Origin of the sequence: Wolbachia endosymbiont (group B) of Erebia ligea, from assembly GCF_947179575.1 — a bacterium.
Taxonomy (GTDB): Bacteria; Pseudomonadota; Alphaproteobacteria; order Rickettsiales; family Anaplasmataceae; genus Wolbachia; species Wolbachia pipientis_C.
This window is the reverse complement of sequence record NZ_CAMXBW010000002.1, coordinates 724,134-739,737: the sequence shown is the minus strand read 5'-3', so window position 1 is coordinate 739,737 and position 15,604 is coordinate 724,134. Positions and strand designations below refer to the sequence as shown.

The 15,604-nt window shown below is 34.9% G+C and carries 14 protein-coding genes and 1 tRNA gene; 7 read left to right on the top strand and 8 right to left on the bottom strand.

Annotation, left to right across the window (positions count from 1 at the left end; genetic code table 11):
* Positions 1 to 48: 48 nt before the first annotated feature.
* From OM962_RS04240 to dnaE, 6 genes are all read right to left on the bottom strand, one after another.
* Positions 49 to 120: transfer RNA gene (locus OM962_RS04240), tRNA-Met, on the bottom strand.
* Positions 120 to 1,412, bottom strand: coding sequence for an adenylosuccinate lyase (purB, locus tag OM962_RS04235; protein ID WP_264330918.1), 1,293 nt, complete (start codon positions 1,410 to 1,412; stop codon positions 120 to 122). The genes OM962_RS04240 and purB overlap by 1 nt, the downstream gene beginning before the upstream one ends.
* A 112-nt stretch (positions 1,413 to 1,524) precedes the next feature.
* Complete coding sequence (gene rplI / locus OM962_RS04230) at positions 1,525 to 2,049, bottom strand: 50S ribosomal protein L9 (RefSeq protein ID WP_264330917.1); 525 nt, start codon at positions 2,047 to 2,049, stop codon at positions 1,525 to 1,527.
* 3 nt (positions 2,050 to 2,052) lie between these two features.
* Positions 2,053 to 2,331 (bottom strand): 30S ribosomal protein S18, encoded by a 279-nt coding sequence (gene rpsR / locus OM962_RS04225; RefSeq protein ID WP_264330916.1) that lies wholly within the window; start codon positions 2,329 to 2,331, stop codon positions 2,053 to 2,055.
* The gene (rpsF, locus tag OM962_RS04220; protein WP_319606755.1) at positions 2,331 to 3,104 is read right to left on the bottom strand and encodes a 30S ribosomal protein S6; all 774 of its coding nucleotides are present in this window, start codon (positions 3,102 to 3,104) and stop codon (positions 2,331 to 2,333) included. Before rpsF ends, rpsR begins: the two co-directional genes overlap by 1 nt.
* Positions 3,105 to 3,152: 48 nt before the next feature.
* On the bottom strand, positions 3,153 to 6,482 hold the full coding sequence (dnaE, locus tag OM962_RS04215) for a DNA polymerase III subunit alpha (RefSeq protein ID WP_264330914.1): 3,330 nt from the start codon (positions 6,480 to 6,482) through the stop codon (positions 3,153 to 3,155).
* 199 nt (positions 6,483 to 6,681) lie between these two features.
* Here dnaE and OM962_RS04210 point away from each other — a divergent pair, with 199 nt between their 5' ends.
* Positions 6,682 to 7,632 carry an ankyrin repeat domain-containing protein gene (locus OM962_RS04210; RefSeq protein WP_264330913.1) on the top strand — a complete coding sequence of 317 codons (951 nt, stop codon included), beginning with the start codon at positions 6,682 to 6,684 and terminating at the stop codon, positions 7,630 to 7,632.
* A gap of 210 nt (positions 7,633 to 7,842) precedes the next feature.
* Here the strand turns inward: OM962_RS04210 and OM962_RS04205 are convergent, their stop codons facing one another.
* Together OM962_RS04205 and lipB are read right to left on the bottom strand one after the other, a co-directional pair.
* A complete protein-coding gene (locus OM962_RS04205) occupies positions 7,843 to 8,754 on the bottom strand; it encodes an LD-carboxypeptidase (RefSeq protein WP_264331015.1) in 912 nt (303 codons plus the stop codon).
* 293 nt (positions 8,755 to 9,047) lie between these two features.
* Positions 9,048 to 9,665: a lipoyl(octanoyl) transferase LipB gene (lipB, locus tag OM962_RS04200; RefSeq protein WP_264330912.1), complete on the bottom strand. Its 618-nt coding sequence runs from the start codon at positions 9,663 to 9,665 to the stop codon at positions 9,048 to 9,050.
* A gap of 304 nt (positions 9,666 to 9,969) precedes the next feature.
* Between lipB and OM962_RS04195 the strand changes: the two genes are divergently transcribed.
* The 6 genes from OM962_RS04195 to OM962_RS04170 all read left to right on the top strand — a co-directional run bounded on the left by OM962_RS04195 (position 9,970) and on the right by OM962_RS04170 (position 15,442).
* Positions 9,970 to 11,382, top strand: coding sequence for a hypothetical protein (locus tag OM962_RS04195; protein ID WP_264330911.1), 1,413 nt, complete (start codon positions 9,970 to 9,972; stop codon positions 11,380 to 11,382).
* A 273-nt stretch (positions 11,383 to 11,655) separates the two neighbouring features.
* On the top strand, positions 11,656 to 12,831 hold the full coding sequence (locus OM962_RS04190; RefSeq protein WP_264330910.1) for a phage portal protein: 1,176 nt from the start codon (positions 11,656 to 11,658) through the stop codon (positions 12,829 to 12,831).
* Between the two features lie 51 nt (positions 12,832 to 12,882).
* Positions 12,883 to 13,875 carry an ankyrin repeat domain-containing protein gene (locus OM962_RS04185; RefSeq protein WP_264330909.1) on the top strand — a complete coding sequence of 331 codons (993 nt, stop codon included), beginning with the start codon at positions 12,883 to 12,885 and terminating at the stop codon, positions 13,873 to 13,875.
* 127 nt (positions 13,876 to 14,002) lie between these two features.
* Complete coding sequence (locus OM962_RS04180) at positions 14,003 to 14,593, top strand: ankyrin repeat domain-containing protein (RefSeq protein WP_264330908.1); 591 nt, start codon at positions 14,003 to 14,005, stop codon at positions 14,591 to 14,593.
* On the top strand, positions 14,583 to 14,930 hold the full coding sequence (locus OM962_RS04175; RefSeq protein WP_213864026.1) for an IS630 transposase-related protein: 348 nt from the start codon (positions 14,583 to 14,585) through the stop codon (positions 14,928 to 14,930). The genes OM962_RS04180 and OM962_RS04175 overlap by 11 nt, the downstream gene beginning before the upstream one ends.
* 212 nt (positions 14,931 to 15,142) lie before the next feature.
* The gene (locus OM962_RS04170) at positions 15,143 to 15,442 is read left to right on the top strand and encodes a transposase (protein ID WP_264330606.1); all 300 of its coding nucleotides are present in this window, start codon (positions 15,143 to 15,145) and stop codon (positions 15,440 to 15,442) included.
* Positions 15,443 to 15,604 lie beyond the last annotated feature (162 nt).

Below are 15,604 nucleotides of genomic sequence, written 5' to 3'. Positions count from 1 at the left end.
TTATTTTGTCAAATGCGCTGCTCTTGCCAAACCATAGTTTAGCTTGAGTGGCTGAGGAGGGATTTGAACCCCCGACCAAGAGATTATGATCCTCCTGCTCTACCACTGAGCTACTCAGCCTAATTAAAAACCTTGCTATATATGTAATCTATATGTTTCATATAATACTTCAAATCAAACAAAGACTCAAGTTTTTCAGAGTCAATAATTCCATGCAAGGATTTATCTTGTTTCAATTCGAACAGAAAATCACTGTTATCTTGCTTTACTTTCATTGCATTATTCTGAACAATTTTATATGCCTCTTCCCTAGTTAAACCACTACTTACCAACTCAAGCAATACACGTTGTGAAAAAACCAAGCCTTTTGAAGAATTTAAGTTCTTTTCAATATTTTCCTTATTGATCACCAATTTATCTATCAAATCTGTTAATCGTACTAAAGCAAAATCCATTGCTATACAAGCATCAGGAGCAATGCACCTTTCCACAGACGAGTGCGATATATCTCGTTCGTGCCATAGTGCAACATTTTCTAATGCAGGAAAAACATAGCTGCGTATTAAGCGTGAGAGCCCAGTCAAATTCTCACTTAAAATAGGATTACACTTATGCGGCATAGCAGAACTTCCCTTCTGCCCAGTGGAAAAATATTCAGAGATTTCGCCGACTTCAGTTCTTTGCAAATGACGAATCTCAATTGCAATATTTTCTATTGAGCTTGCAATTACTCCCAAAATTGAAAAGAACATGGCATGTCTATCACGAGGGATGACTTGAGACGATATGGTTTCAGGTATGAGTCCCATTTCTTTCGCTACATACTCTTCAACAAATGGATTAATATTTGCAAAATTACCTACTGCACCTGATATTTTACAAATTGAGATCTCTTTTTGCGCGCTAATTAATCTCTGATAATTGCGTTTAAATTCAGCATAAAATCTAGCAAATTTTAACCCAAGAGTTATTGGTTCTGCATGCATTCCATGACTGCGCCCAACACAAACAATATCTTTATAGTCCTCAGCTTTTTTTTTCAATACTATAAGTAAATTTTTTAGATTCTTGAGTAAAATATCACATGACTCTTTCAACTGCACTGCAAGGCATGTATCTAAAACATCAGAACTTGTCATTCCGTAATGGAGATAACGAACATCAACTCCCGCTTTTTCAGCAATATATGTCAAAAAAGCTATAACATCATGTTTTACAATGGATTCAATTTCGTTAATACGCTCAATATCAAATTCAATAGCACCAGAGAGCTTTTCAGCAACATCATTTGGAATAACTTTTAATTTTGCTTGAGCTTCACATGCTAATTTTTCTATTTTGAGCCATATGTTGAACTTATTTTTTTCTTCCCAAATGGAAGAGATTTCTTTGCGGCTATAGCGTGGGATCATTAGATGATCCCTGTCTTATCTTTGAACATGCTAGATCCCAGTGTGTAACACTGGGACGACAGAAAAAAAGTGCACTGGAATGACAGGAGTAGTTGAAATATTTTATTCACTGCTATTCGTTATTTGTATCTTCTTGTTGCTCAGATTTCTGATTTTGCAACTTTACTTGCCTCAATTCATGTGCATCTTTCTCAGATCTGACAACGTATATAGTAATTGGCACTATCACTTTACTATGTAATTCTATATTCACTTGATACTCGCCCAAATTTTTGATACTTATTCCACCAAAAGATAAACTATGATGACTTATATCATATCCTTCTTGTGATAAAGTTTTTGCAATTTCACGTGTGGTTACAGAGCCAAAAATCTTTCCATCCTCTGAAGCTTGCTTTATTAATATAATAAATTTATCATGCAGTGATGATGCAAGCACTTTTGCTGCATTTAATTTTTTGGTATTTTCTTCTTCCAATAATAAACGCTGTTCCTCTAACTTTATTAAATTTTCCTTAGTGGCTTTTATCGCCTTTTTTTGTGGAAAAAGAAAATTACGTGCATAACCTGGCTTAACTTTGACAACTTCACCAATCTTACCTAAAGTTGTTATATTTTCCTTTAAAATTATTAACATAAATTACCTAACTTTTTTAGTACAGTAAGGAGCAAGAGCTAAAAAGCGTGCTCTTATAATTGCTAAGCGCAACTTTCTTTGTTTTCTTGCGCACATACCTGTTAACCTTCTAGGTAATATTCTACCATAGTCAGAGGTGAATTTGGACAATAAATCTATATTCTTATAGTCTATGTCCTCATCTTTAGATGCAGCAAGAGGACAGACCTTAGGACGCCTAAAGCCAGTTCTGTTATTTACAGACACGTAAGAATTATTAAAACTATTTCGTCTTTTCATCATTATGCACTTTTCTCCTCAATTTGTTTATCCATCATGTAAGATTTACCTTTAAAAAACTCATTAACCCGTACAGACAAGTGGCGAATAATATTCTCATTCAGTTTTACTCTACGCTCAAATTCATCCATAATGCTTGAAGTAAAACTTATACACATCATACAGTAATGACCACTTTTCATCTTATTTATTGGGTATGCAAAATCCAATAGACCCCAATATTCATATTTTATCAATCCTGAAGCTTCAATATTTTTCAAAAGCACTTCCAGCGTTTTACTCAATTGATTTGAGTCTACTATTTTAAAACTTTTTAAAACCTCTTGAAGGGGCTTTATTAGATGTTGTGAAATATTTTCCTTAAAAGCATTTACTACATTATAGATAAATGCACTTTTAGTTTTAGCTCCTGGAAGGTCCATAAAATTTTGTTTTATTCCCGTATCACTTAGTTCATTTTTCAATTCTTTATCGATTCTTGACTTTATTTCTTTTAAATTTGAAAAATCTTCTTCCAATTCAAACCATAAAATTTTTGTCAGAGTTTCCAAAAAATCAGAGTAAACAATCAGACTTTTTTTAATGCTTTCAGTACTTGCCTCTAGCTCTTGTTTTGTAACTGTGCTATGTTCTCTTTCTATGAGACCTTTAACCTCCTGAGAAATAACATCTGCTTTAATATTTTTCAACAAAATAGCCAATTCTTGGACCATTTCTTCTACTTCTTGCTGCAATAAGTTCGGTTGTGCTATAAAAGTAAATTCATAGAGATTCACTATATCTTCCTTTAATATCAATTAAACACTTTATTATATAAAACTTTTTTATATAAGCAAGTTATTTGTATTAATTTCTACGCCTTCAATCCAACTTAAGTGAGATATTTCATAAATAGCTTGGGGGGTGATTGAATATGCACCTGGCAACAAGATGCTGACTTTATGTTTTTCGAGAAGAAACTTTAGCATTATTTTGGTTTTGCCTCCATTTTTCAATACTGAATTCAACTCCTCAGCAACTTTTTGCGAGTCTGCACATACAGCAGTTAAAACTAATCCTTTCATTAGAGAAGTAACCTTCTCTGTAAATTCAGATATGTCCTTTCCTGATAGTCTCGTTGTGTTTTCTGAAATTTCAAGATCAATTATCACAAATGCTCCAGGTGAAAATAGATTCCTTTTTTCTTCTATTATTTCATTATTGTAGAATGCTATTTCAGAAACATTGTGGGGATCAGAAAGTGTTAGGATAACAAATCTTCCACGTTCTGAGGTTCTCATACGCACATTTAATATTACACCAGCAGTTTTTATCGTCTTACTCTCTCCGATAAACCCAATATTTAATTTTTTCAAAAGAGTTTTAAATTTTTTAAGCGGGTGATTAGTTAAATAAAACCCTAGTGAAAACAACTCATGCTCTAATTTTTCCTCTTCATTAAAATCTTCCACGTTCTCAAGTTTTGGCTTGAGGACATCAAGATTGCCAAATAAAACAGCTTGATTTGACTGCCTATTTTTATTTGCAAAGTAAATCAATGTGTCTATTGACTCGTATAACTGCTTTCTATTTTGGTGCACACTATCGAATGTTCCAGATTTAATTAAACTTTCTAATGCCCTTTTATTTATTATATGCCCCAAATTTTGAATGAATTCCCATATGTCCTTATAAGAACTTGAGCGTGCATTTACTATTCCTTCTGCTATAGCAAAACCAACATTACGCAAAGCAGCAATTCCGTAGCGTATGTGCTCACCCTCTATTGAAAATTCAGCCTTAGATTTGCTGATATCAGGCGAAAGAACAGCAACTCCACTGAATTTTGCAGCATGATAAAACAAATTCAGTTTGTCTCTATCATCAATATTGAGATTCATCAAGGCCGTAAAAAATTCTAGCGGGTAGTTAGCCTTAAGGTAAGCTGTGTGGTAAGATATAATCGCATATGCTGCAGCGTGGGATTTATTAAATCCATAACCAGCAAATTTTGCAACAAGATCAAAAATATAACTTGCCCTGTCGTAATCAACACCGTTTTTTGTTGCTCCTTGAACAAAAAGTTCACGTTGTTTATCCATCTCTTCCTTAATTTTCTTACCCATGGCACGTCTGAGTAAATCCGCCTCTGCTAAGCTATATCCAGAGAGAATACGCGCTATTTCCATTACCTGTTCTTGGTAGATTATTACTCCGAATGTTTCTTTTAACACCTTCTCAAGCAATGGATGAATGTAATCTGGCTTTTCAAGTCCATGCTTTCTTGCAACATAAGTTGGAATGTTATCCATAGGCCCTGGGCGATAAAGAGAAATTAAAGCGATGATATCTTCAATGCAGTCTGGCTTTAGTTTGATTAAAGCTTCTCTCATTCCCGAACTTTCAAGCTGAAACACTCCGATTGAATCACCTCTTGAGAGCATTTCATAGGTTCTTTGATCAATCAAAGAAACCGAGGAAATATCAAATTTTTTTTCATCACGATTAATTAAACGACATACATGATCTATTAGTGTTAGCGTACCAAGTCCAAGAAAATCAAATTTTATTAACCCAGCTTTCTCTACATATTTCATGCTGTATTGAGTGATTGGCAGAGCCGAATTTGGATCATAATAGACGGGAACAAAATTTTCTAATTTTTGATCGCATATTACAATTCCAGCAGCATGAGTTGAAACGTGACGATATATTCCTTCGAGCTTTAGTGATATATCAAGAAGCTTTGCAATTACCTCATCACTATCTCGTTCTTTCTGCAGGTTTTGATCAAGCTCTATCGCTTGCGATAAAGTTACAGGATTTACTGGATTAAATGGAACCATTTTAGATATTTTATCCACTTGAGAGTAAGGCATTTGCAATACTCTACCAACATCACGCAATACTGCCCTTGCTTGCAATTTTCCAAAAGTGATTATTTGAGCAACATAACCGTACTTTTTCTGAACATAATCAATAACCAGGTCCCTTTTCTCTTGGCAGAAATCGATATCAAAGTCAGGCATTGATATACGATCAGGGTTTAAAAATCTTTCAAAGATCAGACCAAATTTTATTGGATCAAGATCTGTAATCTGCAAGCTCCAAGCAACAATTGATCCAGCACCAGAACCTCTTCCCGGTCCAACTGGAATGCCATTTGCTTTGCTCCAACGAATAAAATCAGAAACTATCAAAAAGTAGCCAGCGTAGTTCATCGAAGTTATTACGCTTAGTTCGTAATTCAGCCGATCGTAGTATTGTTTAAGGTCTATGTCCGTTTCATTTGCAATGCGGAATTCTAATCCTGCAACTGCCTGCTCCCTCAGTTCTTCATTCTCAGTTTTATTTTCTCGACAAGGAAATTTAGGCAAGATAGGCTGCCTGCTTCTTGGCATGTAAGAGCACCGCTTAGCTATCACTAAAGTGTTATAAATTGCTTCGGGAATGTCGCTGAACAGTTCCTCCATTTCTTCCACAGATTTGAAGTAATGCTCGGTAGTTAACTTCTTTCTGTTATTCTCCAGGCCATAACTGCCCTCCGATATGCACGTTAATATATCATAAGCTTCATAATCAGATCTATTTGAAAAAAACACATCATTCGTTGCAACTAGTGGTATATTGCGCTGATAAGCAAAATCTATTAAAGCTTCTTCAAGCTCTAGCTCTTTATTCAGCCCATGACGCTGCAATTCAACATATAAATGACCATCGAATGCTGAAAGCAGTTTTTCAACCGTTTCTTTGTCTTGCTTCAATAACAGTTGAGCCAATATGCCGTCATATCCACCAGTTAAGGCGATTAAGCCTGAACTTAAATTTAATAGCTCATCAAAATCAACGTAAGGAATATCGCTGTTATTCTTGCGCTTTTTAAAAGACTCACTCACCAAGGTGACTAAATTAGTGTACCCTTGTTCATTTTTTGCAAGTAGCAGTATTGATAAATTTTGTTCTAAGTGTCGAACGATAATATTGCATCCTATTATTAACTGTATTCCCCTATTAGCTGCATATTCTGCAAATTCAAGTGAGCCAAATAAGTTGCCTGAATCAGTAACTGCAACTGCCGGCATTTTGTTCTGCAAACAAAGACCAATCAGCTCCTCAATTTTAACCGAACTCTCAAGCAGAGAATAAACGCTATGAACACGCAAGTGTATGAACATAAAAAACTTTAGATTAGCAATAAAAGGATAACATTAATTTGCTTGTAAGGATATGAAAAGGTCTAACACTGAAATAACACAAAGAGGCTATTTGAATCTAATTTACTATTCACAATCCCGGTTATTAGCTTATTTGAGTTGACTTTTCATCATAATTATGTAATAATTAAACATATTGTTTAATATTGAAGGTAAAATTATGCCATATAAATCACTGAAAAAAGTACTGAGAACAATTAACGATAAGAAAGATTTAGATAAAGATAATATAATTGAGAAAATAAAAACAGAACTAAAGGAACAGGATCAAGGTCTATATCAAAAGTGGGAGAGCAATGGATCTGATGTAAATTATGTATTTAATTCTTCCCTCTCATCGATGAAATTTACGTTATTAACGATAGCTGCTGAGTATGGTTACGCAAATATAGTAAAGATTTTACTAGAAAAAGAAGCAGATGTTCATAAGAAAGGTCACTTCGATATGACTCCTTTGCATTTCGCTGCTCGGAATGGTTACGCAAATATGGTAAAGATTTTACTAAAAAAAGGAGCAAATGTTAATGAGAAAGGTTACTTCGATACAACTCATTTGCATTTCGCTGCTTGTAATGGTCACGAAAAGACAGTAGAGGTTTTACTAGAAAAAGGAGCAAATGTTAATGAGAAAGGTTACCTCGATATGACTCCTTTGCATTTCGCTGCTTGTAATGGTCACGAAAAGACAATAGAGGTTTTAATCCAAGCAGGAGCAAATGTTAACGCAGTAGATGAATATGGAAAGACTACGTTAGGTCGTGCTAAGGAATATATTAAAAAGTGTGCTGAAGGTTATGCTAAGGGTAAAAACGCAATAAAAGCTCTATTAGAGGCAGGAAGGGGCCCTTTTGTGAAAGCGTGTAATAAATCAATGATTGCCGGTGGAGTAACTGGATTATTAGGCACTGCTATAGCAGTGGCACTTTTTACAACTGGAACAATTGCAGTTCAGTTGATACCTATAGTTATAGCAGTGGTTGCAGTTACAGCAGCAGCACTGGTAGTTGGTTGTGCTACATATGAATTGTTAAAGCCTAGTACTAAAGTTGATGGAGCAGAAAAATCATCGGCCGTCTTAACAACAAATGAACAGCGAGAAGCTGCTTTATAGTAGAGCGCGTTACGCACATCTGTACAGAGTTGAAGATGTCATGCAAGTAGCTGACACTGGCATCCAGTTTTTTTTGTGCAATTCCGTCAAAAAAAAGCGCTTTCGTGTTTACCAACTTAGTTGGATTCCAGTGTCAAGCACTGGAATGACACCAAAGAGGCTACTCGGATGACAACGAAGATGCTGGAATGAAAGGAGTGTTAGATAAAGCTACTTGTATAACTGTTGCACATCCATAAACTCCTTCTCGTTTTGAATGCTGATGATAGTGTGAGTGTTGAAAGGTAAAGGGTCATTTATATGTCCATGGCCTACTCCTTTCATTGTAAATACTGGAAAGTTGACACTTTTTGCAAACCTTTCTTTTACAATTTCGACAAGATTATCATTATAACAGTTAATAAAGTCTCCAAAGATTACTGCATCTACTCCATCAAAAATATGAGCTTGTTTTAGGTGATCTAGACTGCGCTCAATTGAATATGGATAAACTTTTATGTCTTCTAAAAATAGAATTTTGTTTTTTGCGTTTATTTGCCAAGCAGTTCCTATGCTATTTTCAACCAAAGTCATATTACCACCGATGATTTTAGACTCTAATCTGCCATTTTTTAGTCTAACTCCATTATTTATCATCTTTAAGTTGTCAAATCTGATAGAGTTGTGTTGGTTAAGAATTAATTCTTTTAATTTTTCAACAGAGCTTTCAGCAACAGAGTTATTTACTATCATTTCCAACATGGTACCGTGAAGAGTTTGCCAATCATATTTAACTTGCAGATAAATATGTAAAGCAGTGATATCACTATAGCCTATAAGAATTTTTTTGTTTTGAGCAATTCTTTCTTTTTTATCATCGGGCAGCTTTTCTAGGTAAGGAATTAGCCGAGAAGCCCCTTCTCCTCCTCTGATACACCAAATTATTTTGCTATCATCAGTGAGCGCATTAACCAAATCATTCGCTCTAAACTCATCAGAGTTAGAATAAAATGGGTTGTCATTACTGTATATTTTCTCCGAAATGTGAGGATTAAAATCCAAAGTTTTTACGTATTCTCTTATAGTAGGCAGATCTGATTCTTTTCCTTTCGAAGAAGGAGCAATAATATCAACTTGGTCCATTGCATGAATATCTGTGTTAGCACCATAGCTGTACGAACATTCATTTTTGAAGACAGCAAATGGTGTCATTCCAGTGCTTGACACTGGAATCCAGAAATTTTGCTTATAACTGAGCTGATGAGCTAAAGGTAGTTGTCTTACGCTAAAACAAACGTTTTTAATTAAGTTGCATAGAAGCTGGATCCCAGTGTCTGGGCACACCCCACTGGTGGGAATTGCTCCCAAACTACAACGTTCGTACAGTTGTGTGTTAGCACATAAAGTGAAAATAAAATATAAAAGGTAAATGATCATTAAAATATCTTATAAAACTCTTTTTTTAGTATATCATCGAGTTCAGAAAGTAGAACTTTTACTCCTAGTTTTTCCATTGATGTAACGCCGTAATCTTTTAGTCCACAAGGAATAATACCCTCATAGTGGGAAAGGTTTGGAGAGACATTAAGTGCTATGCCATGATAAGTTACCCATTTTCTCAAGCGAATGCCAAAAGCTGCTATTTTTTCTTCTACTCCGTTGTTGTTCACCCAAATGCCTATTCTATCTTCCTTAAATTCCCCAAGTATATTAAAGTGTTTTAAAACATTTATGATCCAATTACTTAGGTCTCTGATATATAGTTTTATGTCACATTTGTTTCTTTTTTTAAGATTTAGCATTAAATATATAATGCGCTGCCCTGGTCCGTGATATGTATATTTACCACCCCTACCTGTTTTATATATAGGAAATAATTTTTCAATAATGTCATCATCTGTTGCACCGATTCCTGCAGTATAAAGTGGAGGGTGCTGGAGCAGCCATACTAGCTCATCAGATAAATTATTGTAAATTTGTTGAATTTTTGCTTCCATGAATTCTACAGCATTGTTATAATCAATAAGTTGGTTAGATATTAGCCATTCCGTCATATTCAATTTCTTTTATTAAACTTCATACTACTCAATAAGTAACTTGATTTTCAAGCAAGTTTAGGCTTTTGGTGAGCTCCTAAAGCTTTCCGTGTAAAGTTGTGTAGGGCTTTGTAACGAAAAAAGGAAGCCATTGCCTGATGATGAAGAATTTGACATATGTTGCTAGATATGCTAACATCATTAATAAATATTTAACATTTATATTTTTAGCTAGGAGGTAATTATACCAAATATAAGTACAGAGTTTAAACAAAAAACTCAACTTCTTGAAAAACATTTTCATGATAGAACACTTCAGCCTATGAGCGAGTTCAAGAAAGTAGGAGAGAAGGAAGTAGGCTGCAGTTCAGGATTTCAAGCAGAGCATGAGTATAGTAACAATGAAGGTGACAAGGCAGCTTTCATGGTTAAGTCTGTTCTAAACCATACTCTGACAAAAGAGGAAGAACAGTCTAAGTTAGCACAATTCAAAGAATCTTTTTACAAAGGATCAAGAAAAGCTACAAAATTGCAAAATCCTTATTTGCCGGATTTTATAATAAACAGTCTTATTGATTTATTATGGCTGCAGGTAGAAAGCAGTATATGTTATGACGACTTAAATATTGCTGATTTTATCAGGGAATATGTTGCTGGTGATTTATATAAGCTGTTTTTATATGACAGAGCTCCAATTGTTGAATTGGTAACAAATAACGATTTGCCAGAGGAAAGATTTGCTAATGGTAATGATCAATTTAAAGAGCGCATCGAGCAAGAGAAAGATCAAGAGCAACTTCATCTGAGATCAAAGTTTTTGAGTAAGTTTACAACATTAATGGATCTTAAGAAAAAAGGTGAAAATTACCAAGATGCAAAAGGTTTTGAGAAAATACTGGCTGCTCAAATATTGCTTGGAGAAGCTGATATTGTGAACCCAGAAAATTTTGGTGTAATAGAAAAGGAGTATGAAAATGCAAAGGGTGAAAAAGTAAAAGAAAAACTCTGGGCAAAAATTGATCATGGTAGGTCATTCTATTTAAGCTTTAGTAATGTCAAAGGTTATTTACAAAACTTTTTTACCTTTCTGATCCCATTGAGAAGCTATGGCATAAAAATAGATCTAGAAAAGCTATCAAAAGAATTAGAGGATTTTATTGACTATTATGATCAGAATAAAGAAAAATTTGAAGCTTTAATAGATAGGAAGGCAAGCACTTTAAATCATGTATTGAATCCTAATATGGAATTTAAGCTTAGGTATACTAATGGATCCAGATTTAATGTTAGGAATTTTAAGTACATGAATGGGGAATTTAAAGTCCAAAAGAAGCAAGTAAGTTTTTTTATTAAAACTCCTGATAACAATTCTCCAAGTACTAGTTTTAGTGATTACTTTAAGCAAAACTTAGAAACTCAGGTTAAAATGGCAAGAAATCTTACTGGTCCATTGAAAGATCTTGCTGAACCATGGAAAATTTTCGATAAAATTGAAAAGATTAATAGCTACATAATTAAACCTTCATTCTGTCTATTTGTTCCAACGTTAATAGCAGCTATATTCACAAGTGGAACTTTATGCACAGCTTTTACTGTAGCTGCAGCGGTAACAGGAATGTGTATGCTCGTTGGAATAGTGACAAGCATTTGTCTTAATGTTTATGCAATGAGTAGCTGCAATAGCAAAATTAACAACCCAAAAGTTGAGGGATTTCAAGGAGAGCTTCAGCTTTGATAACAGCTTTTCTGGTTTCTTTAACGATGGTGTAGTTGAAGTAGTCCATGTTTGTCATCCGAGTAGCTGACACTGGGATCCAGCTTTTCATACAATCTAGTCAAAGGTGTTCGTTCTGGTATAAAACAGCTATGCTCACTAGTTAAGTGCGCTATCTACAATTAAATTCTTGGATCCCAGTGTCAGCTACTCGGATGACATCATTCTTGTAACACTAATTGATATAATTCAACTACAATTTCAAATTTTTAACAAAATTTTCAGGAGGCACATATGAATTTTAATATTTTTCAAAGAAAGAAAAGCAGTGAATACTCTGCTTTGCAACTAATGATGGAACCAAGTTGGAGTAGGCGCGATTATGCAAGTTTTGCTGAGGAAGGCTACATAAAAAATGTCATTGCCTTTCGAGCAATTAATATGATCGCAAGTGCTGCATCTTCGGTACCTTTTATTCTCTGCCAGCTTACTGACCAGGGAAAATCACAACTAAAAACACATCCTTTACTAAAATTACTTTATTCTCCTAATCCAATGACATCAAAATCGGAATTTATTGAAGGGATTGTGACTTATCGATTAGTTAATGGCAATTCTTATGTATTGATGATTGAGGCGCAGAACAAACCAACAGAGCTTTATCTTCTGCGCCCCGATAGAGTTGAAATTGTTCCGGGGAGAAGTAACGTTCCTTATGCCTATCGTTATACCGTAAATAACAACAGTTATGACTTTAAAGTTGATAAATTGACTGGGCGTTCAACAGTACTGCATCTTAAAACCTTTAACCCTTTGAATGATTGGTATGGACTTTCACCAATTGAGGCAGCTGCATATAGTATATATCAGCATAACCAAGCGGGAGCTTGGAATCAGGCAATGCTGCAAAATGGAGCAAGACCAAGTGGTGCAATAGTTGTGAAATCAGAAAAGGATGGAAGCGTTGGAAACTTAAGTCAAGAGCAGTACCAACGCTTAAAAGCGCAGATAAATGATCATTACTCAGGTCCTGTCAACGCTGGAAGACCTATATTGCTTGAAGGAGGTTTAGAGTGGAAGGAAATGAGCTTATCACCGAGGGATATGGATTTTATTGAGTCAAAACATAGCTCAGCTCGTGATATTGCGCTAGCTTTTGGCGTTCCGCCGCAGTTGCTTGGCATACCAGGTGATAATACTTATAGCAATTTGGTTGAAGCACGCCTTTCCCTTTGGGAACAGACAGTCTTACCGACGCTAGAAAATATTATTTGTTACCTGAATTCTTGGCTAGTGCCCAAGTTTGGCAAAGATTTATGTTTGTCATATGATAAAGACGCGATAGAAATTCTAATGGAGAAAAGACAAAAGATGTGGAAATACGTAGAAAACGCAAGCTTCATGACGCTCAATGAAAAAAGAGAAGCTTTTGGCTTGCAACCGTTACCCGGTGGTGATAAATTGGGTTGATATTATTTTTTTGCATATTAAATTAACTACAATGAAATTGTGGGGTAAATTATGAATGAAAGGGAACAAAGAGAATTGGATGAACTATTAATGAATTCTTCTAAAGGAGAGAATATACAGCAGATTACGGAGTTGATAGAAGCTGGAGCAAATATTAATGCAGTAACAACTGTGCAAAAGGAGACTCCTTTACATATTGCAGTTAGGTATGGTCATAAGGAAGTAGCAGAGTTGCTGCTTAATAAAGGGGCAAATGTTAATGCAGTAGAAAGGCGAAAGTGGACTCCTTTACATACTGCAGTTAAAAGTGGCAAGGTGGAGGTAGCAGAATTGCTGCTTGATAGAGGAGCAAATGTTAATGCAGTAGATAATCTGGATATGACTCCTTTACATTTTGCACTTAAGTATAATCGGGAGGAATTAGTAAGGTTGCTGCTTGATAGAGGAGCAAATGTTAATGCAGTGGACAAGAAAGGAAGGACCCCTTTATCTATTGTAGCTAGTGATGATTACCACATAGGGTATTGCGATAAACCGATGGTAGTAAGAACTATAATTGCATATGCTGTGGTACATAGTGGTATCACAACGAAACCAGAGTGTATTGTCAAAAATATTGAATTGTCCAAATTTTGGGATGATTATCAGAATGAGATGATGAACGTCAGGCTTAGTAACAGCAATATATCATTATATCAGTTTCTGCGGGAGACTGATGAGAATAAATTAGCAGGTTATTTTTCTGGTAGAGAATATGATGAAATAAGGTGTTCTGACGCATTGGAATATATATCAGAATTTCCTGAACACGTTAGTACGATAGTAAGCCAATTTGATAAGGCATCGGACAGAAGGGGTTTATTGGATAAAAGTAAAGCAGCTATAGAGAATTCTAATTTGTGGGTGTTACATCAAGTTTTTGACGAAGTAACTTATCACTTAACAGATAAAGAGTTAAAGAACATTATAGAGGCATTTCCAAGTCGGAATTTGGATAATCCAAGTGCTGAACAACTTCAAGCAGCTGCTCAAGCTCATAATTAGAGTAATGTACACAGGCCTATGCTCATTATAAAAGGAAAAAGTTTTACCATTACCCTGATGATAAGTTGAATTGATGTTTATATAGTGTAGATATTTATACTAAGCTGTAAGAAATTAGAGGTATTTTATGTATCAAGAACAAGAAAATTCAGTAAGTAATTCTCGATTTACTCTTCCTCATATGGAATTATCGTTGAGAGCCAAACAAGATACTAATCCAACAGATAATGAAGGTCTTGTCCCTTTACATTATGCTGCTTGCGGAAATCGCTTAGAGCAAGTGAAATTATTGCTTAAAAACGGAGCAAATGTTAATGCAGTGGATAATTATGGTTTTACTCCTTTACATTATGCTGCTTCCCTAAATTGTAAAGAGGAGGTGGAATTATTGCTTAAAAACGGAGCAGATATTAATGTAAGAAATCATTTCGGTGCTACTCCTTTATATTTAGCTGTTCAGGGAGGCCATGAGAATGTGGTAAAATTATTGCTTAAAAGCGGAGCAAATATTAATATAGCAGATAATTCTAGCAAGACTGTTTTACATTTATCTGTTCTCAAAGGCCACACAGAGATAACAAAGTTATTGCTTGGAGATATGGAGAGTCCAAGTACAAGCTGCAGCGATATAAGCATTGAAGAGTTACAAGTAACTATAGTATTTCCTAAAGTAAATGATAAAGGTATAATAAAGTATTTGAGTTATAATGGCATATAGTGTGGATTTAAGGGAAAAGGCAGTATTGATGATAGAAAAAGGTAAGACAAAGGTTGAGGTAGCAGAGCTTATGGAGATAGGAATAGCAACTCTGTACCGTTGGTTAAAAAAGAAAGCTGCTGGTGAAAGCCTCAAGCCATCTAAAAACGGTAGCTTTATTCGAAAAATAGACCCCAAAATACTCGAAGAATATGTTACAAAGAATCCAGATCATACTCTGGCAGAGATGAAACAAAATCTTGGATTTGGAATAAACTCAATTTGGTATAGACTAAAACAGCTAAAAATTACTTTAAAAAAAAGTCACACTATATCAAGAGCGCAATCAAGAAGATAGGGAGCAATTTATTGATAAAATCTCAAAAATAGACCATTCCAGCATCTTATATATAGATGAAGCAGGAGTTGATAATAAGTTATACCGAGAATATGGACGCGCTCCAAGAGGAAAGAAAATTTATGCAGATATTCCAGGGAGAACTCGAGAGAGAATCAGTATAGTAGCCGGGTGGATTGGAAAGAGATTTATTGCACCAATGACTTTCAAAGGTGGGTGTTGACAAAGAGGTATTCAATACATGGTTGGAGAAGATGTTATTACCTAAATTGCCACTTGGCACAACTATAGTTATGGATAATGCTACATTTCATAAGACCACTAAAACAAAATCATTAATAGAGTCTTTTGGCTGTCATTTGCTGTATCTTCCAACATATTCACCAGATTTGAATCCTATAGAATACTGTTGGCATACCATCAAAAGCCGCCTCAGACCTCTCATGTATAAATATACAGACTTACAGCTTTTGGTTGGTAATACCATAATGGAACTTTATCATCCATTTTAGAAAATACTATAGCAATGAAGACAGTGCTATTCCTCCTTCTCCTCTTGAAGAACAGCGAGATGAAGAGAGAAAAGCAATAGAGAAAAATAGACTATTAAAATCAAAAAAAAGGACAAAAGAACTGGAGAAAGAAAATGCAAAATTGGAAAAAGAATTATCTGA